This window comes from Methylobacterium sp. E-012 (assembly GCF_057836545.1).
The window spans coordinates 4906530-4926666 of sequence record NZ_JBYQEY010000001.1 but is presented as its reverse complement, the minus strand read 5'-3'; the positions used below and the strand labels follow the sequence as shown (position 1 = coordinate 4926666).

At 71.2% G+C, this 20137-nt stretch carries 19 protein-coding genes; 13 read left to right on the top strand and 6 right to left on the bottom strand.

Annotated features, from left to right (window positions below; all coding sequences use genetic code 11):
* Positions 1–419: 419 nt before the first annotated feature.
* Positions 420–1859 carry an alpha/beta hydrolase gene (locus tag AC3IF1_RS23490; protein ID WP_489219556.1) on the bottom strand — a complete coding sequence of 480 codons (1440 nt, stop codon included), beginning with the start codon at positions 1857–1859 and terminating at the stop codon, positions 420–422.
* Positions 1860–1982: 123 nt separating this feature from the next.
* On the opposite strand from AC3IF1_RS23490, the gene AC3IF1_RS23485 reads away from it, so the two are divergent.
* Positions 1983–2738: a GNAT family N-acetyltransferase gene (locus AC3IF1_RS23485; RefSeq protein WP_489219554.1), complete on the top strand. Its 756-nt coding sequence runs from the start codon at positions 1983–1985 to the stop codon at positions 2736–2738.
* A gap of 95 nt (positions 2739–2833) precedes the next feature.
* On the opposite strand, the gene AC3IF1_RS23480 is transcribed toward AC3IF1_RS23485, so the two are convergent.
* The 4 genes from AC3IF1_RS23480 to AC3IF1_RS23465 all read right to left on the bottom strand — a co-directional run bounded on the left by AC3IF1_RS23480 (position 2834) and on the right by AC3IF1_RS23465 (position 7856).
* Positions 2834–4942: a TonB-dependent receptor gene (locus AC3IF1_RS23480; protein WP_489220453.1), complete on the bottom strand. Its 2109-nt coding sequence runs from the start codon at positions 4940–4942 to the stop codon at positions 2834–2836.
* Positions 4943–5391: 449 nt separating this feature from the next.
* A complete protein-coding gene (locus tag AC3IF1_RS23475; protein ID WP_409564906.1) occupies positions 5392–6024 on the bottom strand; it encodes a MarR family winged helix-turn-helix transcriptional regulator in 633 nt (210 codons plus the stop codon).
* Positions 6025–6106: 82 nt separating this feature from the next.
* Positions 6107–6496: a response regulator gene (locus AC3IF1_RS23470; RefSeq protein ID WP_243973549.1), complete on the bottom strand. Its 390-nt coding sequence runs from the start codon at positions 6494–6496 to the stop codon at positions 6107–6109.
* 94 nt (positions 6497–6590) lie between these two features.
* Positions 6591–7856, bottom strand: a complete 1266-nt coding sequence (locus AC3IF1_RS23465) for an adenosylmethionine--8-amino-7-oxononanoate transaminase (RefSeq protein WP_489219553.1) — start codon at positions 7854–7856, stop codon at positions 6591–6593.
* 86 nt (positions 7857–7942) lie between these two features.
* Between AC3IF1_RS23465 and AC3IF1_RS23460 the strand changes: the two genes are divergently transcribed.
* From AC3IF1_RS23460 to AC3IF1_RS23450, 3 genes are all read left to right on the top strand, one after another.
* Positions 7943–9112 carry an aminotransferase class I/II-fold pyridoxal phosphate-dependent enzyme gene (locus AC3IF1_RS23460; protein WP_489219552.1) on the top strand — a complete coding sequence of 390 codons (1170 nt, stop codon included), beginning with the start codon at positions 7943–7945 and terminating at the stop codon, positions 9110–9112.
* Positions 9113–9192: 80 nt separating this feature from the next.
* Positions 9193–9702: an OsmC family protein gene (locus AC3IF1_RS23455; protein WP_489219551.1), complete on the top strand. Its 510-nt coding sequence runs from the start codon at positions 9193–9195 to the stop codon at positions 9700–9702.
* A 12-nt stretch (positions 9703–9714) separates the two neighbouring features.
* Positions 9715–10572 (top strand): class I SAM-dependent methyltransferase, encoded by an 858-nt coding sequence (locus AC3IF1_RS23450; protein WP_489219549.1) that lies wholly within the window; start codon positions 9715–9717, stop codon positions 10570–10572.
* A 46-nt stretch (positions 10573–10618) separates the two neighbouring features.
* On the opposite strand, the gene AC3IF1_RS23445 is transcribed toward AC3IF1_RS23450, so the two are convergent.
* Positions 10619–12094, bottom strand: coding sequence for a methyl-accepting chemotaxis protein (locus tag AC3IF1_RS23445; RefSeq protein WP_243973554.1), 1476 nt, complete (start codon positions 12092–12094; stop codon positions 10619–10621).
* Positions 12095–12443: 349 nt separating this feature from the next.
* Between AC3IF1_RS23445 and AC3IF1_RS23440 the strand changes: the two genes are divergently transcribed.
* From AC3IF1_RS23440 to AC3IF1_RS23400, 9 genes are read left to right on the top strand one after another with little or no spacing between them, the layout of a single operon-like run.
* Complete coding sequence (locus AC3IF1_RS23440) at positions 12444–13610, top strand: FtsW/RodA/SpoVE family cell cycle protein (protein ID WP_243973555.1); 1167 nt, start codon at positions 12444–12446, stop codon at positions 13608–13610.
* Positions 13607–14716, top strand: a complete 1110-nt coding sequence (murG, locus tag AC3IF1_RS23435) for an undecaprenyldiphospho-muramoylpentapeptide beta-N-acetylglucosaminyltransferase (protein WP_243973556.1) — start codon at positions 13607–13609, stop codon at positions 14714–14716. Before AC3IF1_RS23440 ends, murG begins: the two co-directional genes overlap by 4 nt.
* Positions 14717–14765: 49 nt before the next feature.
* Positions 14766–16172 carry a UDP-N-acetylmuramate--L-alanine ligase gene (gene murC, locus AC3IF1_RS23430; protein WP_243973557.1) on the top strand — a complete coding sequence of 469 codons (1407 nt, stop codon included), beginning with the start codon at positions 14766–14768 and terminating at the stop codon, positions 16170–16172.
* 4 nt (positions 16173–16176) lie between these two features.
* The gene (locus AC3IF1_RS23425) at positions 16177–16698 is read left to right on the top strand and encodes an endonuclease domain-containing protein (RefSeq protein ID WP_489219548.1); all 522 of its coding nucleotides are present in this window, start codon (positions 16177–16179) and stop codon (positions 16696–16698) included.
* Between the two features lie 14 nt (positions 16699–16712).
* Positions 16713–17645: a UDP-N-acetylmuramate dehydrogenase gene (gene murB / locus AC3IF1_RS23420; RefSeq protein WP_489219547.1), complete on the top strand. Its 933-nt coding sequence runs from the start codon at positions 16713–16715 to the stop codon at positions 17643–17645.
* A 29-nt stretch (positions 17646–17674) separates the two neighbouring features.
* Positions 17675–17908 (top strand): AbrB/MazE/SpoVT family DNA-binding domain-containing protein, encoded by a 234-nt coding sequence (locus tag AC3IF1_RS23415; RefSeq protein WP_243973560.1) that lies wholly within the window; start codon positions 17675–17677, stop codon positions 17906–17908.
* Positions 17895–18251 (top strand): type II toxin-antitoxin system PemK/MazF family toxin, encoded by a 357-nt coding sequence (locus tag AC3IF1_RS23410; protein WP_243973561.1) that lies wholly within the window; start codon positions 17895–17897, stop codon positions 18249–18251. The genes AC3IF1_RS23415 and AC3IF1_RS23410 overlap by 14 nt, the downstream gene beginning before the upstream one ends.
* A gap of 38 nt (positions 18252–18289) precedes the next feature.
* Positions 18290–19213 (top strand): D-alanine--D-alanine ligase, encoded by a 924-nt coding sequence (locus AC3IF1_RS23405; RefSeq protein ID WP_489219546.1) that lies wholly within the window; start codon positions 18290–18292, stop codon positions 19211–19213.
* Positions 19180–20124, top strand: a complete 945-nt coding sequence (locus tag AC3IF1_RS23400; protein ID WP_489219545.1) for a cell division protein FtsQ/DivIB — start codon at positions 19180–19182, stop codon at positions 20122–20124. Before AC3IF1_RS23405 ends, AC3IF1_RS23400 begins: the two co-directional genes overlap by 34 nt.
* The last annotated feature ends 13 nt before the right edge of the window (positions 20125–20137 follow it).

Genomic DNA, 20137 nt, shown 5'->3' with positions numbered 1-20137 from the left:
CGAGACGCCGATGAAGCGCTCGACACGCTCGTAGAACGGCACCAGCTCCGCGTAGGCGAGGGGCCAGTCCACGCCCTCGCCGCTCTCCGTATGGAGGCGGAGGTCGCGGGCGTCGGCCCGGGGCACGAAGGCGCCCCAGTGCAGCGTCGAGCCGCCGACCCCGGTGCCGCTGTTGTTCGCCCCGAAGGCCTCCGGCGTCGCGCCGCCGCTGAGCCGCTCCTCGGTCCAGTAGATCTCGTCGGCAAGGGTCTCGTCGAAGGCGAAGCGCTCCGGCATGAAGTTCGGCCCGGCCTCCAGGGCCACGACCTTCAGGCCGGCCGCGGCAAGTCGCGCCAGGAGCGGCGCGCCGCCCGCCCCGGTCCCGACGATCACCGCATCGACCACGTCGTCCTCGCGGTAGCTCCGCATCCCCGCGAGGTTCATCGTCCCGCCTCCATCCGTTGCAGCGTGCCCTGTTGAGGTTCGGGCTCCCAGGCCTCCGGTGCGTCGAGCCCGACTTCGTGGAATCCCGGCAGATCCGACGCGATCTCCCCCGGCCGGTCGCCGCCGGCACCGATCCCCGAGAAGCCGATCCGCGCCAGTGCCGCAGGATGGCCGAGCCAGAGGCGCACCGCGTCGGCGCGCAGATCCTCGAACCAGAACCGCATCCGGTCTGCGTCGAGCCGGCCGCCGAGCGCGTCCGGGACCTTCAATCCGGTCTGCGCGCAGAGCGTGAGCAGCGCGTCCTGGTGCGCGCCGTCGAGGGCCACGAACGGGCGGTCCTGCGCCGCGCGGGCGGCTGCGTCGAGGGTGCGCAGGGCAGCCCGGTAGGCCTCCGCGTCCGGCGGCAGGGCCGAGAAGCGCCAGCCGTCGCCGTCCCCGGAGGCGAGGCGCCGATCGAGCCGGGCGGCGAAGTCGATGCCCGACGCCGGCAGGACCCGGGCGAAGGCGGCACGCAGGATCGCGAGTTCCACAGGATCCAGGGCCTCCGGGCGGTAGGCGGGATCGTCCGGCTCGGCGCGCGCATGGAGTGCGCCGCGCAAGCGGCCGTTGACCCGCTCCGAGGCGATCAGCGCCGCGTAGGCCGGTGGTACCGTTGGCGCCGGCCGGTCCGATCCTGCGGGCCGCGCCCCGAGATGCTCGCGAATCAGGCCGGCCAGGGCGTCGGGACGCTCCAGCGGCAGGAGATGGCCGACGCCGTCGACGGTGACGCGGCGATGGTGCGCGAGGTGCGGGGCGGTCAGGGCAAGCTGCGCGTCGGGGCCGAGATCGGCATCCTCCGAACCCGCCAGGATCAGCGCCGGCGTGCGCAGGAGGCCGATGCGGCGGCACCAATCTTCGCGGGCGCCGGAATCGAGCCATGCCTTCCACGCCGCCGGTGCGGCCTGGAGCACGTCGGCCACCGCCCGATCCTCGGTCTCGGCGTCGAGACCGGTCCCGACATTCGCACGGACGAACTTGCGAGCCTCGCGCTGGCGCGTCTCCGGATCGGCGTCGATCCAGCTGCGCATGTGCGAACGGCGCTCCTCAGGGATCGGCTCCGGGCTCGGCGGCGAGCCGGAAACCAGGATCAGGTCCGTGAGCCCTTCGAGGCCCGGCGCACCGTCCTCGGATCGCCGGGCCAGTGCCAGCGCAACCTTGGCGCCCATGCTGTGGCCGGCGATGGCGAAGGCGGCGGGCGCCCGCACGCGGATCGCCTCCGCCACGTGATCGGCCATCGCGTCGACGGAAAACCCCGATTGGCCGGCTTCTTGGCCGAAGCCCGGCAGTTCCACGGGCACGCAGGTCAGTGTGCCGTCGAGCGCCCGGGCGAGGGGCGCCCAGCTGCGGGCACTTCCGCCCAGGAAATGCAGGCAGAACAGGAGTTCGGGTTCAGACATCGCGGTGACATCGCGCGACCCGGACAGGCTTCAAGCGTACGCGACGCCGCACGGGCGAAGCCTTGCCACAGGGCCTGTTGGCCCGATCGCGGCCCCGTGCGATCACGGCCGCCGGAGGTTCCCATGAGCACGGACGCCGACCTCGCCTGGCGCGTGGAGGAGGCCTGCCTCAACGCCTGGCCGAGCCCGCGCCAAATGCTGGTGGACGGATACCTGCTGCGCGCCGCGGGCGGCCGGTCGAAGCGGCAGAACTCGGTCAATCCGATGCGCGGGAGCGGCGCCCCCGAATCGGTGATCCCGGCTGCATGCGCGATCTACGCCGCCCTCGGGCAGCGTCCGATCTTCCGCATCCCGACGATTGCACCGCAGATGGAACCGCTGCTCGCGCGCGCCGACTACGCGATCGCCGACGCGACTTGCACCCTGTACCGCGCCCTCGATGACCGTCCGGCTGAGCCGGATCCCGCCGTCACCGTCGCGCCGGCGCCCTGGGCCGACTGGCTGGCTCTGCGCGACACGGTGAACCGCGCCGACGCCGCGGCCGCGCAGGTGTTCCGCGACACGGTCACCGCGCTGATGCTGCCGCGGGCCTTCGCGGCGACCTCCGAGGCGGGCGGAATCGGCGCCATCGCCTTCGGCGTGCTCGACCGTGCCCTGCTGGTGATCGAAGCGGTTGCCACCCCCGAGCCCCTGCGCGGCCGCGGCCATGCGCGGCGCGCCGTGGGCGCGCTGCTCCGCTGGAGCCAGTCACAGGGCGCGGAAGCCGCCTGCCTGCAAGTCGTGGCGGCGAACGCGCCGGCGCGGGCGCTCTACCGCGGGCTCGGATTCGAGCGCGAATTGTACCGCTACCATTACCGCGTCGGACCGGAGCCGGGTTGAGCCGCCCGGCGGATCGCCGTCGACGCGGTCCACGCGAACGGCGAGCGCTCTCGCTCTGATGGCGGTGACCGGGACGCGGCGGGGTCAGAACCGCCTCAGAACCGCGCCGTCAGGAACAGCCGCAGGTTCCGCCCCGGCAGCAGGATCTCGTCCTTCTTGAACGAGGTCGAATTGCGGATGTCGGCGTTCAGCAGGTTGCGCCCCTGAAGGCCGAGAGTGATCGCGCTCGCCCCATAGACCGCGGGGTCGAGGGCCTTGGTGTAGCTCAGCTCGGCGCGCAGATCGTCGTAGCCGGGGGTCGGGGTCTCGAACACCGCCGTGGCGTCGTGGCTGAAGGCGTGAAGCAGGTTCACCCGGGCGAACCAGCCGTCGGCCCGCAGGTAGACGCCGCCGCCGAGCCGGTAGGGCGGGATGCGCGGCACGTTGGTGCCGTCATCGAATTGGGCGCGCACGAAGTCGAACTGCGCCTCGATCCCGGCAAAGCCGTTGCCCACCGGCACGAGGTCGTACTGTCCGATGATCTCGGCGCCGTAGAAGGTGGCGTTCTGCTGCTGGTAGACGATCTGCCGGTTGTCGGTGCCGATGCCACAGGAGGCGAAGTCGTCGTCGCAGGTGAGCCCGGTGTAGTTGCGGTAGATGAAACCGGTGTAGCGCGTGTAGTAGCCGGTGGCGTCGAGGCGCAGCGGCCCCTCGGCCCGGCGGATGCTGGCCTCAACCGTCCGGGCGCGCTCCTTCTTGAGGTCCGGGTTGCCGATCTCGAAGGTGGCCGTCGCGTCGTGCGGCCCCTGGGAGAACAGTTCGTAGCCGGTGGGACCGCGCTCGACATAGGACCCGGTCAGGCTCGCCACGAATCCGTAGGGCAGGTCCTGCAGGGCGCCGATGCTGGCGCTCTTCGGGGCGAAGCGGCGGGTCCGGGCGTATTGGAACGGCTCCTGCCCGTCGACCGGAACGTAGTCGGCGGGGAACTGGGCGGCCGTGCTCGACAGCCGGTCGACCTCGTAGCGCCCGGCCGCCTGGAGCCGGGTGCCCGGGCGCAGTTCCAGTTCCTCGAACAGGTAGACCGCGTTGGCCCGGGACTCGGTCTTGGGCAGGAAGGATTCGAGCTGGGTGTTGATCACCCGCCGGTCCGACTGGAAGCCCAGCGCCCCGGTCAGTTTGCCGAACGCGGTGAAGACCGGAACGTGTTGCAGTTCCAGGCGCCCCTCCGCCTCCCGGTTCTTGAAGATCGCCTGGACGCCCTCGATCCCGTCCGCGCCGAAGCCGACCTCGTTGTGGCGGTAGACCGAGTAGCCGGCCCAGTAGCGGATCACCTCGAACGGGCCGTCAAGGGGTCGGTACTCGCCCCGCGACAGCACCCGGTCCTGGTTCGGGGTCAGGCGGGTGCGGTCCTGCTCGGCGACGCCGCCGGGGATCGCGTAGACCGCGTCGTAATGGCTGAAGGAGATGCCGACGAAACCGCGGTCGCCGATCGCCGAGATGCCGACCGCGCCGCCCTGCGACTCGTTGTAGGAATTGCGCTGAATGCCGCCGGGGATCGCGTAGCTGTCGTTGGCGGTCTTGAAGCCGTCGGCATGGACCGCGATGCCGTCGCCGCCGGCATCCACCGTGGCGGCGCCGAGCCGGCCGTTGTCGACGCTGGAGAAGCCGCTGGTCACCTGAGCCTGGATGCCGTTCGCCGGGATGAAGGTCGGCACCCGGTTGTTGTCAGCCGAGACCACGCCGCCGATGGCGCCAGACCCGTAGCGCAGGGTCGCGGGCCCGCGGATCACCTCGATCCGGTCGGCGACCAGTGGGTTCACCGGAACCGCGTGGTCCTCGCCGAGGTCGGACACGCCGCCGTTGACGATGCCGTTCTCCTGGATCCGCACCCGGGCATTGTCGAGGCCGCGGATGATCGGCCGCGAGGCCGCGCCCGGGGCGTAGCTGGTGCCCGAGATGCCGGGCCGGTCGAACAACGCGTCGCCGAGCGTCCGGGGCTGATCGCGGGCGATCTGGTCCTGGGTGACGACCGTCACAGGCGAGAAGGTGTTGGTCGCCACCGGCAGGATCCCGATCGGAACGGGGGGCTCCGCGGCCGGCGCAGAACGCGGCGCCTGGATCGGGCTGGGGCTGGTGACGCTGATCTCGTCGAGGGCGACGGCCTGCTGGGCCTGTGCGGCGGGGGGAGCCAGGAGGGTGGCGCAGACGGTCGAGGAGAGGACCATGCTGGCGAGGAAGCCGGAGTGGCGCGTGGCGGACATCGAAACTCACGTATTGTTATACTGTTTCAGTGCCGCGGTATGTCCGTTCCGCGCAAGGGCAGATGAGGCCGGCCGCCCAACTCGCCGAGCAACGTTACATCATTACAACATTTTCTGACGAGCGCGCGATCGACAGCCCAGCGATCGGGCCGATGCCGCAAAAACCAAACGGTCAATCAGCACTGGGCTAAAGGGCGATGCGCACCTGCCAGCACGTCCTCCCGTGGGCCTTCAGAAACGGGACTCCGGACCGGCGCGGCGGGGCTGCCGAGGGTTTACCGGTGGCATAGCCGCGCTGCGCGCGGCGACACCGCCGCCGGGGATAGACCAACACACGGGACGCGGTCGGCGCAGGGAATGGACTATCGGCGCAGGATGCGTCGCCGGACGCGCTCACCAACCGAACGCCACAGTCAGGTCGGCAGCACCTCGGCCTCGTCGTCGACCTCGGCCTCGATTTCGGCGTCGACGTCGGTGGATTGTCCGGAGGCGCCGGCCGCCTCGGCGAGACCGCGGGCGGCCTTGCGCAGGAGCTTGCGAAGGCGGCGGCGGTCGGTCTTGTCGAGGTGATCGAGCAGCTCGGCCTCGACCTCCTCCTGGATCTGCTCGATGGCCTCCGCCTTCGCCAGACCTGCAGGGGTGAGCTGGACCCGGACCACGCGCCCGTCGCCTGATTCGGCGCGGCGCTCGACGATGCCGAGGGCGGCGAGCCGGGTCACGGTCTTCGACGCCGTGGGCGGGCGCACCCGCAGCAGGGCGGCGAGATCGCCCATCGTCATCGTGCCGGCGGAGGCCAGAGCCTGCACCACCTGCTCCTGCCCGGCAAACAGGCCGAGCTTGGCGAGGCGGTCGCCGGTGCGGGCGCGATGCAGGCGCGCCGCCTGCACGAGCGCCCAGCCGACACTTCGGACGCCGGGCGGACGCATCCGCTTGGATGACAGCTCCTGAGCCGCATCCTCACCGTCCCGACGATCGCGTTTCTGTTTATCGCCCACCGGAGCGCCCGAGTTTGTGCCGGCGGCGGCCGGATGATCCAGGGTCTGCACGATCCATCTCCGTCACCGGCCGCCCGGGACCCTGTGGCGCCGGCCGGTGACGCTGAGATGACGGGCCCGGGCCCGGAGCCGCTCAGCAGTGCATGAGTCGATGGAGGCGATCGAGGATATCCTCGCCCGTGCACGGCCGCGCGATGAAGTCGGCGTGCCCGGGCATGCGGGCCGGGTCCGGCGCCGCCCGGCCGGACACGATCAGGATCGGCAGCTGTGGCCGAGCCTCGGCCACCGAACTGGCGAGGTCGAACCCATCCGTCTTGCCCGAGAGCTGGACGTCCGTGACCAGCCCGCAGATATCCGGGCGCGCCTGGAGTATGCTGAGCGCCCGCTCGGCGGACGCGCATTGTACGGTCTCGTAGCCGCCTTCCTCCAGCACGTCGCCGAGGTCCATGATCGTCAGTGCCTCGTCCTCGACGAGGAGGATTACCGGCCGATCGCCGCCCGAAGCCGTCTGCTCACTCGCCACTGTGCACTCCCTCCGGCAGCGTCCGGCTGCGAGGGCCGCCGCACGCGTCTTCAGCCGCAGGTCCAACGGCAGAAACGGTTCCGGGTTGCAGCCGTCACGGCGTCGCGGCGCCCCGTTCGGTCACCACGGCGGTCACCGCGTCGATCAACCGGTCCAGGTCCGCCGCGCCGATGGTCAGCGCAGGCGTGAGATACACGATGTCGCCGAACGGCCGGACCCAGACGCCCCGGTCAAGAAACCGCGCCTTTAGGCCGGCGAGATCGGGAGCGCCGGCGAACTGGACTGCACCGATGGCGCCGAGGATCCGGACATCCGCCACGCCGGGCACGCGCCGGAGGGGTTCCAGCCCGTCCGCCAGCCGGGCTGCGATGACGCGGGCCTGTTCGAGGCGCGGCTCGGATTCGAACAGGTCGAGGCTGGCGTTGGCGGCCGCGCAGGCCAGCGGATTGGCCATGAAGGTCGGGCCGTGCATCAAGGCCGCCGCCGGATCCTCGGACCAGAACGCCTCGTACACCTCCCGCCGGGCGACGGTGGCGGCGAGCGCCAGGGTGCCGCCGGTCAACGCCTTCGACAGGCACAGGATGTCGGGCACGATCCCGGCCTGCTCGCAAGCGAACAGGCTGCCGGTGCGGCCGAAGCCGGTGAAGATCTCGTCGGCGATCAGCGGCAGGCCGTGGCGACGGGCGAGACGCGCCACCGTGGCGAGCACCTCCGGCGGGTGCATGCGCATGCCGCCGGCCCCCTGGACCAGCGGCTCGACAATGACGGCTGCGAGTTCTTCGCGGTGGGCGGCCAGAGTCGCATCGAGGGAATCGGTCTCGGCGAGGCTGCGCGGCAAGTCACAGAAAACCTGGGTGGGCAGATAGGCGCCGAAGCGGCGGTGCATGCCCTCCTCGGGGTCGCAGACCGACATCGCCCCCATCGTGTCGCCGTGATAGCCGCCCCGGAACGCCAGGACCTTGGTACGGCCGCGCACCCCGCGGTTCAGCCACATCTGGGCGGCCATCTTCAGCGCGACCTCGACGGCGACCGAGCCCGAATCGCTGAGGAAGACGTGGTCGAGGTCGCCCGGCAGCAGGGCGGCCAGACGGGCCGCGAGGCGCTCGGCCGGGGCATGGGTGAGGCCGCCGAACATCACGTGCGGCATGCGCGCCAGCTGGTCGGCGACGGCGCCGGCTATATGCGGGTGATTGTAGCCGTGAACCGCCGTCCACCAGGAGGCGATACCGTCCACGAGCTCGCGCCCGTCGGCGAGGACGATGCGGCTGCCATGGGTCGCCACGGCCTCCAAAGGCTGGGCGGCGCCGCGCATCTGCGTGTAGGGCCGCCAGAGGGTGTTCCGGGACGCGTCTGAGGACATGCCTCCCGCATGGTCAGCTGCCTGCGCCCGGTCAAGGGCGCGGATCCGGCTTGACATCGGGCCGGCCCGCGGCCCCATCCCGCCGGATGGACAGCCTCGACGCCTTTGCCCGCACCAAGCTCGCTGCGCTGGAGGTCGGCAGCCTGCGCCGCCGGCTGGTCCCGACCGAGCGGGGATCCGGCGCTTCGGCGGCCCGCGGGGGCAGGGCGCTCGTCTCCTTCTCCTGCAACGACTATCTCGGCCTGTCGCATCACCCGCGGGTGATCGCCGCCGCCCAGGACGCCGCGGCGCGGTACGGTGCCGGGGCCGGCGGCTCGCGGCTGGTGACCGGCGACCACCCGTATCTCGGCGCCCTGGAAGACGGGCTCGCGCGCCACAAGGGCACCGGGGCGGCTTTGGTCTTCGGCAGCGGTTACCTCGCCAATCTCGGGATCACCCCGGCGCTGGCCGGGCGCGGGGACCTCGTCGTGTTGGACGAACTCTCCCATGCCTGCATGTGGGCCGGGGCGCGGCTGTCCGGGGCGCGGGTGCTCACCTTCCGCCACAACGATCCCGGTGACCTCGCGGCGACGCTCGCCGCGCACCGAGCCGGGCACGGCCGCGCCCTGGTCCTCACCGAGCGGGTGTTCAGCATGGACGGCGACCGGGCGCCGCTCGGCGACCTCCTGGCCGTGGCCGAGGATTTCGACGCCTGGACGCTGGTCGACGACGCCCACGGGATCGGGGTGGTCGAGGATGGGCCGCGGGCGCCGCTGGAGATGGGCACCCTGTCGAAGGCGCTGGGCTCCTACGGCGGCTATCTCTGCGCCTCGCGGGCGGTGGTCGACCTGATGACGAGCCGCGCCCGCAGCTTCGTCTACACGACCGGCCTGCCGCCGGCCTCGGCGGCCGCCGCCCTGGAGGCCCTGGCGATCCTGGAGGCCGAGCCGGAGCGGCGCGCCCGCCCCCTCGCCCTCGCCCGGCGCTTCACCGCCCGCCTGGGGCTCCCGGACGCCGTGAGCGCCGTCGTACCGGTGATGGTGGGTGAAGCCCAGGCGGCGCTGGACATCTCGGCGGCTTTGGAGGCGGAGGGCTACCTCGTGGTGGCGATCCGTCCGCCGACCGTGCCCGCCGGGACCGCGCGGCTGCGGGTCGCTTTCTCGGCGGCCCATGACGAGGCCCAGGTCGATGGACTCGCCGAGGCGATCGCGGCCCTGACCGGCCGCGCCGGGGCACACTTTCCGTCCGCCAGGCCCGGACCTATACCGCAGGCCTGACACGTTTGGCAGACGGACAACCCGTTCCGGCGCTGAGCCGCGCCCGAGACCGGGACGGACACCATCGAGAGGACGACGCCATGGACGCGACGGCTTTGCGAGCCCTCCAGGCTCCGCTCAAGGACCGGTACCGCTCGGCCCCGGATTCGGCGGTCGTGACCCTGAAGGCGAAGGGTACGCTCGACGACACGAAGATCGCCTGCAAGGTCGAGACCGGCCGGGCGATCGCCGAGGCCGGGCTGCACCCGGCGACCGGCGGTTCGGGGATGGAGCTGTGCTCGGGCGACATGCTGCTCGAGGCGCTGGTCGCCTGCGCGGGCGTCACCGTGAAGGCGGTGGCGACCGCGCTGGAAATCCCGTTGCGGGCGGGCACGGTGAGCGCCGAGGGCGATCTCGATTTCCGCGGCACGCTCGGCGTCGACAAGGAGGCGGCGGTCGGGTTTCGCGCGATCCGCCTGTTCTTCCAGCTGGACACGGACGCCTCGGAGGAACAGCTCGCGCAGCTCCTGAAGCTCACCGAGCGCTACTGCGTTGTGTTCCAGACGCTGAACCACAAGCCGACCTTGTCGGTGGCGGCGACCACGGCCTGAAGGGAAACGGCCATGGCCGGCGACATCACCCAGATCGAGTACTGGAACGGCGAAGTCGGCACCCGCTGGGCCCGCAACCAGGCGGTGCTCGACGCGGTGTTCGCGCCGCTCACCGAGGCCCTGTTCGACCGCGCGGGACTGAGCCCGGGGGCATCGGTGCTCGATATCGGCTGCGGATCAGGGACGACGAGTCTCGAGGCCGCGCAGCGGGTCGGGGCCGCGGGCGCCGTCATGGGCGCCGACATCTCGGCGCCGCTCCTCGCCGTCGCCCGGTCTCGCCTCGGCGCGCAGGCGCCCGGCGCCGCGCCGGTCACGTTCGTCGAGGCCGACGTGGAGCACGCGGATCTCGGCGGCTTCGACGCGGCGTTGTCCCGCTTCGGCGTGATGTTCTTTCCGGATTCGGACCGCGCTTTCGCCAATCTCCGGCGCATGCTGCGGCCGGGGGGACGGCTGACCTTCCTGTGCTGGCGGGCCCTGCCGGAGAATCCGTGGGTTCAGGTGCCCCGCGAGGCGGTGCTGCCGCTCCTGCCGGAGGTACCGCCGCCTGTGACCCCAGATGCGCCCGGGCCGTTCCGCTTCGCCGACCCGGACCACCTCGCCGGGCTCCTCCGGGGCGCCGGCTTCGGGACCGTCGCCTGCGAGGCGGTCGACCGCGACGTCGTCCTCGGCCGGGGCGAGTCCGACGCGGCCGCCGCCGAGGCGGCGGCGCACGTGGCGCTCAACCTGGGGCCGAGCGCGCGCCTCGTCCGCGAAGCCGAGCCCGACCTGCGGGCGCGGGCCGAGGCGGCGGTGACCGAGGCCCTGCGCGGCTGTGCGGAGGGCGGCGCGGTGCGCCTGCGCGCCGCCTGCTGGCTCGTTCAGGCGGGGTGAAGCTGGGCCGCTTCACGGGGTGGCGGCGAGACGGGCATCCGAGCCGTCAGCGCGCCAGGACCTTGGCGGCCTCGCGGGTGGTCCCGACCGCCTGAGAGACGTCGGAGACCGACGTCACGATCGCTCCGATGTTGCCGGTGATGGCGGAGACCGCCCCCGAGGCGCTCTGCATGCTCTCGGCGAGGTCGCGGGTCACCGCGCTCTGCTCCTCGATCGCCGCCGCGGTGGCCACCACCGTCTCGCGCATCACCGAGACCGAGGCCCCGATCGAGCTGAGCGCCGTCACCACCTCCTGCGAGACCCGTTGCACGCTGGCGATCTCGCCGTTGATCTGGCCGGTGGCGCGGGCCGCCTGGTCGGCCAGGGCCTTCACCTCGGCAGCGACCACCGCGAAGCCGCGGCCGGCCTCGCCCGCACGGGCCGCCTCGATCGTGGCGTTGAGCGCCAGCAGATTGATCTGACCCGCGATGTTCTGGATCAGGCCGACGATGCCGGTCATCGCGGTGGCGGTGTCGGCCAGCCGCTTGGTGTGGCCGTCGGCGTCCTGGACGCAGGCATAGGCCGTGTCGGTGGCGCCCTGTGAGCGGACGATGCTCTGCGACATCTCCGCGACGGAGGCGGCCAGCTCCTCGGCGGCGGCCGCGACGGTCTGCACGTTGTCGGCGGTCGAATCCGCGGCCGCGGAGGCCAGGGTGGCCGCCTTGGTCGAGTGCGCCACCGCGTGCTCGATCTCGCCGAAGTTGCGGTCGATGAGCGTCCGCAGATCGGCCAGCAGGCGGACCTGCTCGGTGATGTCGGTGGCGAACTTCACCACCTTGTAGGGCCGACCGGCGGCGTCAAGGATCGGGTTGTAGGAGGCCTGGATCCAGACCTCGCGGCCGCCCTTGCCGAGGCGCCGGAACTGGGCGGCCTGATAGGTGCCGTTCCGCAGCGACGCCCAGAACGCCCGATAGGCCTCGCCGTCGCGATAGGCCGGCTCGACGAACAGGCTGTGATGCTGGCCGATCACCTCGGCGCGGCCGTAGCCCATCGCGGCCAGGAAGTTGTCGTTCGCCTCGATCACGGTGCCGTCGAGGTCGAAGGTGATCACCGCCTGCACCTTGTGGATCGCCGCGATCTGCCCGGCCCGATCGGCCTCCTCGGTCCGCTGCTGGGTGATGTCGGTGGCGAACTTCACCACCTTGTAGGGCCGGCCCCGGGCGTCGAGCATCGGATTGTAGGAGGCCTGGATCCAGATCGGGCGACCGCCCCGGCCGACCCGCTGGAACTGCCCGGATTCGAAGGTGCCGGACCGCAGGCGATCCCAGAAGGCGCGGTATTCCGGCGAATCCCGCTCGGCCTGGGCCATGAACAGGCTGTGGTGCTGGCCGACGACCTCCGGAAGCGTGTAGCCGACCACATCCAGGAAGTTGCCGTTCGCCGCGAGGATCCTGCCCTGGAGGTCGAACTCGATCACGCCCTGGACCCGGTCGAGGGCCGCCAGCTTGGCATGGGCTTCACGGACGTTCAGGCTGGAGAACATGGCGCGCGTGCTTCCGCTGGGCGGACCGACCGTCGCCGTGCGGCCGTCAGGGCAGGCTGCACGCCGATCCGCGAATTACACGCGAAAGTTGCACTGAGAGATTTAAAATAGAGTGACTTCTGGTCAATATAGAACGGAGGGAATACCGGTTTCGTGAGGCGAACACCGTCCCGGGATCGCCGGTCGAGCGGGTGCAGACGGGACCCCGGCCCGGCAACTCATCGGCCACCGTCCGGCGGCGAACGGGCGGACGACGGGGCCTGGCATAAGTCTCCGTTTACCATTCGCGCACAGGATCCCCCGGACCCGTGCGGACCGGCTTCCGCGCGGCCTGGAGTCGTTGCCCGGCATGATCTCACGCGCCGAACGGACCCCCCTGACCGACTGGTGGTGGACGGTCGACCGCGGGCTGCTCGCGGCCCTGTTCGCCCTGATGGTGGCGGGTCTCGTCTTCCTGATGGGCGGCGGGCCGCCGGTGGCCGAGCGGATCGGCCTGCCGACCTTCTATTTCCTGAATCGTCAGGCGATGTATCTCGCCCCGACCATTCTGCTGATCTGCCTGGTCTCGTTCCTATCCCTGCGCGGCATCCGGCGTCTGGCGCTGATGACCTGGATCTGCGGCGTCGCCCTCTGCCTGCTGGCCGGCAAGTTCGGTCCCGAGATCAAGGGTGCACACCGCTGGATCCAGTTCGGCCCCTTCGGCCTGCAGCCCTCGGAATTCGTGAAGCCGGCCTTCGTTGTTGTGGCCGCCTGGGCCTTCTCCGAGGGCGCGCAGCGCCGCGACATGCCGGGCGGCATCCTGGCACTGCTGCTCCTGCCGATCACCATCGTGCCGCTGCTGCTCCAGCCCGATTTCGGCCAGACCATGCTGATTACCATGGTGTGGTGCGCGCTGTTCTTCGTGGCCGGCCTGCACCTGATCTGGGTCGCGGTGCTCGGGGTGCTCGGGCTCGGGGGCGTCTTTGCGGCTTACCTGTTCTTCCACCACGTGCGCGAGCGCTTCAACAAGTTCCTCGACCGGGATTCGGGCGGCGGCTTCCAGGATTTCTGGTCGCGGGAATCGTTCCGCTCCGGCGGCTGGTTCGGCACCGGCCCGGGGGAGGGGGTGGCCAAGCGCCACCTGCCGGACGCCCATACCGACTTCATCTTCTCGGTCACCGGCGAGGAGTTCGGCGTGATCGTCTGCCTGTGCCTCGTGGCCCTGTTCGCCTTCATCGTGCTGCGCGGCCTCAAGCTCGCCCGGCGCACCGACGATACCTTCTCGCGGCTGGCGATCACCGGACTGACCACCTTGTTCGGCCTCCAGGCCTGCATCAACATGGCGGTGAACACCCAGCTGATGCCCGCCAAGGGCATGACGCTGCCGTTCGTCTCCTACGGCGGCTCGTCGCTGATCTCGCTGGCGCTCGGCACCGGCTTCCTCGTTGCCCTGACCCGCAAGCGTCCCCGGACCGTGATGCTCAGCCAGAAGCCCCCCGGCACCGCGCCGGCCACCGTCGCCGGGGTGATGCGGTGACCGTCTTCACCCCCACGATCCTGCTCTGCGCGGGGGGCACCGGCGGCCACCTGTTCCCGGCCGAGAGCCTCGCCCATGCCCTGCGCGCCCGCGGGATCCGGGTGGCGCTCGCCACCGACGCGCGGGTCGACGCGATCTCGGGCGAATTCCCCGCCTCCGAAGTGATCACGATCGCCTCGGCGACGCCCTCGGGGCGCTCGCTGGTGCAGCGCGCCGGCGCCGTGCTGACCCTCGGCCGCGGTTTCGGCGTGGCCGCCAGGGAGATCCGGCGGATCAACCCGGCCGCCATCGTCGGATTCGGCGGCTATCCGACCGTGCCGCCGGTGCTGGCCGGCCAGATCCTGCGGGTGCCCACGGTGCTGCACGAGCAGAACGCCGTGATGGGCCGGGCCAACGCTTTCCTGGCCCGGGGCGCCCGGACCATCGCCACCGGCTTCAAGGACGTGCGCGGCGTGCCCGACAGCGCGCGCGCGCCCCGCATCCACACCGGCAACCCGCTCCGCCCCGCGGTGATCGCGGCGGCCAAAGTCCCGTATCCGCCCTTTGGCGCGGACGATACCTTGCGGCTCCTGGTGTTCGGCGGAAGCCAGGGTGCCCGGGTCATGGGCGAGGTCGTTCCCGAGGCGATCGCGCGCCTGCCCGAGGCCCTGCGGGCCCGGCTGCACCTCGTTCAGCAGGTCCGGCCCGAGGACCTGACGGCGGTTCAGAACCGCTACCTCGCCCTGGGCCTCGCCGGGATCGAGGCGGCCCCGTTCTTCAAGGACTTGCCGGCCCGCATGGCCGCCAGCCACCTCGTGGTGGCGCGCTCGGGCGCCTCGACGGTCTCGGAACTGGCGGCGATCGGCCGGCCCGCGATCCTCGTGCCGCTGCCCGGCGCCCTCGACCAGGATCAGGCCGCCAATGCCGCGACCCTCGACGCCATCGGCGCCGCGCTGGCCATCAAGCAGTCCGATTTCACCCCGGATCGCCTCGCCGCGGAACTCACCGCCTGCTTCGCCACGCCGGCAAAATTGACCGCGGCGGCCGATGCCGCCAGAAGCGCGGGCATCCACGACGCCGCCGAGCGGCTGGCCGAGGTCGTCGTCGAGACGGCTGCCCGCACCTGATCCTCAAGGGCTCTCGCACCGGCGATCCCGCCACCAGACGGTTCGACCCATGAAGCTGCCCGACAAGCTCGGCCCCATCCACTTCATCGGCATCGGCGGCATCGGCATGTCCGGCATCGCCGAGGTGATGCACAATCTCGGCTATACGGTGCAGGGGTCGGACGCCTCCGACAACGCCAATGTCCGACGCCTCGCCGAGAAGGGCATGCGCACCTTCGTCGGCCACGACGCCGCGAATGTCGAGGAGGCCGCCCTCGTCGTCGTCTCCACGGCGATCCAGCGCGACAATCCAGAGTTGCAAGCCGCCCGGGAGCGCCGGCTCCCCGTGGTGCGCCGGGCCGAGATGCTGGCCGAGCTGATGCGCTTCAAGTCCTGCGTCGCCATCGCGGGCACGCACGGCAAGACCACGACCACGTCCCTGGTCGCGACCCTGCTGGATGCCGGCAATCTCGACCCGACCGTCATCAATGGCGGCATCATCAACGCCTACGGCACCAACGCCCGGATGGGCGCGGGCGAGTGGATGGTGGTGGAGGCCGACGAGTCCGACGGCACCTTCCTGAAGCTGCCCGCCGACGTGGCGATCGTCACCAATATCGACCCCGAGCACCTCGACCATTTCGGCTCGTTCGACGCCATCAAGGACGCGTTCCGGCGCTTCATCGACAACATCCCGTTCTACGGCTTCGCGGTGATGTGCATCGACCATCCGGTGGTGCAGGACCTCGTCGGCCACATCGAGGACCGGCGGATCATCACCTACGGCGAGAACCCGCAGGCCGACGTGCGCCTGATCGACGTGGACCTGCGCGGCGGCCAGAGCCGGTTCCGGGTGATGATCCGCGACCGCCGCCCCGGCTACCGGATGGAGATGGAGGATCTGGTCCTGCCGATGCCGGGCAAGCACAACGCGCTCAACGCCACGGCGGCGCTCGCGGTGGCGCACGAGCTCGGCGTGAAGCCCGAGGCGCTCCGCAACGCGCTGGCCGGGTTCGGCGGCGTGAAGCGGCGCTTCACCCGCACCGGCGAGTGGAACGGCGCGACGATCTTCGACGATTACGGACACCATCCGGTGGAGATCAAGGCAGTGCTCAAGGCCGCCCGCGCCTCGACCGAGCACGGGGTGATCGCCATCGTGCAGCCCCACCGCTACACCCGGCTGCAATCGCTGTTCGACGATTTCTGCACCTGCTTCAACGATGCCGACACGGTGATCGTCGCCCCGGTCTACGCCGCCGGCGAGCCGCCGATCGAGGGCTTCGACCGCGACAGCCTCGTGGCCGGCCTGCGCTCCCGCGGCCACCGCGACGCCCGGGCCCTGGAGCGGCCGGAGGAGCTGGCGGGGATCGTCGCGGATCTCGCCAAGCCCGGCGATTACGTGGTGTTCCTCGGCGCGGGTAACATCACGCAGTGGGCCTACGCGCTGCCGGGCGAACTCGCCGCGCGGGGGCGGTGAGGGGATGCGCGCGGCCGATCCGGAACGGACCCGCTTCCGGCGGGGCCCGCGCGGATCGCAGACGGAGGTGGAACGCCATCTCTGGTATCGCCTGCGCGACCGGCGCCGCGCTGGGTTCAAGTTCGTGCGGCAGGAGGCGATCGGCCGTTACGTCGCCGACTTCAGCTGCCGGGAAGCACGGCTGATCGTCGAACTCGATGGCGGCCAACATGCCGGCAGCGCGCACGATCGCGAGCGTGATGCATGGCTGACCGAGGAGGGTTACTGTGTTCTGCGATTTTGGAATACCGAGGTCGTAGACACCATCGTAAGCGATTTGGACACCATCCTGGCCGCGCTTCCCCCCTCTCGCCGCACGCGGGGAGAGGGACGCGACGCCCTCGTCGTCGGCGCGGCGAGCCCGAAGGGCGAAGGTGAGGGGGCGGCTCCGGTCGAGATACACCCGGAACCGCCCCCTCACCCTCGGCTGCCGCCTCGCTCCAGCGACGACAAGGTCGCCGGAGCCCTCTCCCCGCAGGCGGGGTGAGGGGAGAAACACCCATGACCGCATCCCTCCACGATCGCATCCGTGCCGCTGCGCCGGACCTCCGCGGGCGCCTGCTCGCGGACCAGCCTCTGGCCGACCTGACCTGGTTCCGGGTCGGCGGCCCGGCCGAGGTGCTGTTCACCCCGGCCGACGAGGAGGATCTCGCCCGGCTCCTCGCCGCCCTCGATCCGGACGTGCCTGTCACGGTGATCGGCCTCGGCTCCAACCTGATCGTCCGCGACGGCGGCGTGCCCGGCGTGGTGATCCGCCTCGGCGGCAGGGCCTTCGGCGGAATCACGATCGACGGCGACATCCTCGCGGTCGGCACCGCCGTTCCGGACATGCGCCTCGCCAAGGCGGCGGCCGAGGCCGGGCTCGACGGGCTCGCCTTCTATCGCGGCATCCCGGGGTCGATCGGCGGGGCGCTGCGGATGAATGCCGGCGCCCATGGCGGCGAGACCACGGACGTGCTGGTCGAGGCGCGCGGCATCGACCGCCGGGGCGAGCTGTGCACCTTCAGCCACGCCGCGATGGGTTTCTCCTACCGGCATTCGGGGGCCCCAGAGGACGTGATCTTCACCCGCGCGTCGTTCCGGGGCAGACCCGGCGACCGGGCCGCCATCGAGGCCGAAATGGAGCGGGTCACCGCCGCCCGCGAAGCGGCGCAGCCGATCCGCGAACGCACCGGCGGCTCGACCTTCGCCAACCCCGAGGGCGGCAAGGCTTGGCAGCTCATCGACGCGGCCGGATGCCGCGGCCTGACCCGGGGCGGCGCCCAGGTCAGCCCGATGCACTGCAACTTCCTGATCAACACCGGCGGCGCCACGGCGGCCGATATCGAAGGGCTGGGCGAGGAGGTCCGGCGCCGGGTGCGGGAGACGAGCGGCGTCGAACTGCGCTGGGAGATCCGGCGGATCGGATTGCCGTCGCCGTCTGTAAGTCGGTAAGATGTAAGCCGAACTCGGAGGTGACAGGCATGCCGGATCGATCCGCGCGGACGGCCTATTCGAAGGTCTCCGTCAAGAGCCAGACGGTCCTGCCGGTGGAAGTCCGTGAGCACCTGGCGATCGGGCCGGGGGACCGCCTGCGCTACCGGATTACGCCGGACGGCATTCGGATCGACAAGGCGCCACTGGACGGCGAGGACCCGTTCGTCGCCTTCACGGAATGGGCCGGCCCGATCGACGATGAAGATTATGCCGACCTCTGAGACGCCGCACCTGCCGGCCGGGGCCGTCGTGGTCGTGCCGTTCCCCTATTCGGATCGCTTGGCGGAGAAGCGGCGGCCCGCCGTAATCGTGTCGGGCGGGGCCGTCGCCGAAGCCGGCTATGTGTGGATCGCGATGATCACGAGTGCCCGCAACACGCGCATCGCCGGCGATGTCCGGATCGACGATACCGCGTCCGCCGGGCTCGGTGTCGCCTCGGTGGTCCGCCCGCTCAAGCTCGCCTGCATCGAACCCGCCCGGATCCTGCGGCGCGTCGGGACGCTGCCGGACGACACGGCCGCGCAGGTCTACGCCACGATTCGAAGCCTGGTCGGCGCGGCATGAGCCGATCGCCCATCCCAAGTCCCGCCCCGGAGCCTACCATGTCCAAGCACGTCGCCGTCCTCCTGGGCGGCACCTCCGCCGAGCGCGCGGTCTCGCTCAGTTCGGGCAAGGCCTGCGCGGACGCGCTGGAAGGCGAGGGCTATCGGGTCACCCGGGTCGATGTCGGGCCCGATATCGCGTCGGTCCTCACGACGCTGCGGCCGGACGTGGCGTTCAACGCGCTCCACGGCCCCGACGGGGAGGACGGCACGATCCAGGGCCTGCTGGAGATCCTCAAGATCCCCTACAGCCATTCCGGCGTCCTCGCCTCGGCCCTCGCCATGAACAAGGAGCGCGCCAAGACCGTGATGCGCGCCGCCGGGGTCGACGTGCCGGAGGGCCGGATCGTTAACCGCTTCGAGGCCGCGAAAAACCACCCCCTGCCGCCACCCTACGTGGTGAAGCCGATCGCGGAGGGGTCCTCCGTCGGTGTGATCATCGTGCGCGACGGCCGCTCGCACCCGCCCCAGATCCTGGCATCGGAGGAATGGCGGTTCGGCGAGCAAGTCCTTGCGGAGCCTTACATAGCCGGCCGTGAGCTCACCTGCGGGGTGATGGGCGACCGGCCCCTGGGGGTCATCGAGGTGAAGGCCGCGACGGGGGATTGGTACGACTACGACGCGAAGTACGCCCCGGGGGGCTCGGTCCACGTGCTCCCGGCCGAACTTAAACCAAATGTTTACCAGCGTGTCCAAGAACTGTCGTTAACGGCGCATCAAGCACTGGGCTGCCGGGGCGTCAGCCGTGCCGACCTTCGCTACGACGACACGCCGGGTGGAACCGGGCGGCTCGTGGTGCTGGAGGTCAACACGCAACCCGGCATGACCCAGACGAGCCTTGTGCCGGATATGGCGGCCCATGCGGGCCTGAGTTTCGGTGAGCTCGTCCGATGGATGGTGGAGGACGCTTCCCTGAATCGCTGAGCGGCGGTGACGCCGCCGGCCGGAGCCGTCCCGCGCGTCTCGCCGGGATGGTCCTCGGCCGGCTTCCGTCCCGGTCGCTCTCGGTCCGCCGGGCCCGGTCCGGGCAGCGCCTGAGCGAGCGCCTGCCCCGCGGGGCCGGCACGGTCGGCGCTGCGATGACCCTGGCCGCCGTGGCGCTCGCCGGTTTCGTGGCGAGCGGCCGCTACGATGCCTTCGTGGCCGATCAGGGCCGTCCCCTCGACATCGCCGCGCGGCTCGCGGGCTTCGGCGTCGAGCGCGTCACGATCTCGGGCATCTCCCGGATGTACGAGCGCGAGGTGCTGGCCGCCGCCGGCATCGACTGGCGCTCCTCCGTGCCCTTCCTGGATGTCGGCGCGGTGCGCGAGAAGCTGCTGCGCGTGCCGCTCATCGCCCAGGCCTCGGTCCGCAAGATCTATCCGAACGAGATCGCCATCACCCAGGTGGAGCGCGAGCCCGCCGCCCTCTGGCAGAAGAATGGCGAGATCAGCGTGATCGCGGCCGACGGCACGGTCATCGACGCCATGCGCGATGACCGCTACGCCAGCCTGCCCCTGGTGGTCGGCGACGAGGCCAACGCCAGGCTTCCCGAATACCTCGCCCTGATCGCCGTGGCGGGTCCGCTCGCGGATCGGATCAAGGCCGGCACCTACGTCTCCGGCCGCCGCTGGACCCTCAAGCTCGACGGCGTCGACGTGCGCCTGCCCGAGAACGATCCGGCCGCGGCGCTCGCCCGCCTCGTCCGGTACGAGCGTGAGGCCGGGCTCCTGGAAAAGGACATCATCGCGGTCGACCTGCGCATGCCGGATCGCCTCGTGGTGCGCCTGACCGAGGAGGCCGCCGCCGCCCGTGCGGAAGCCCAGAAGGCGAAGAAGAAGGGCGCGGCCAGCTGATGCCCTTCCACGC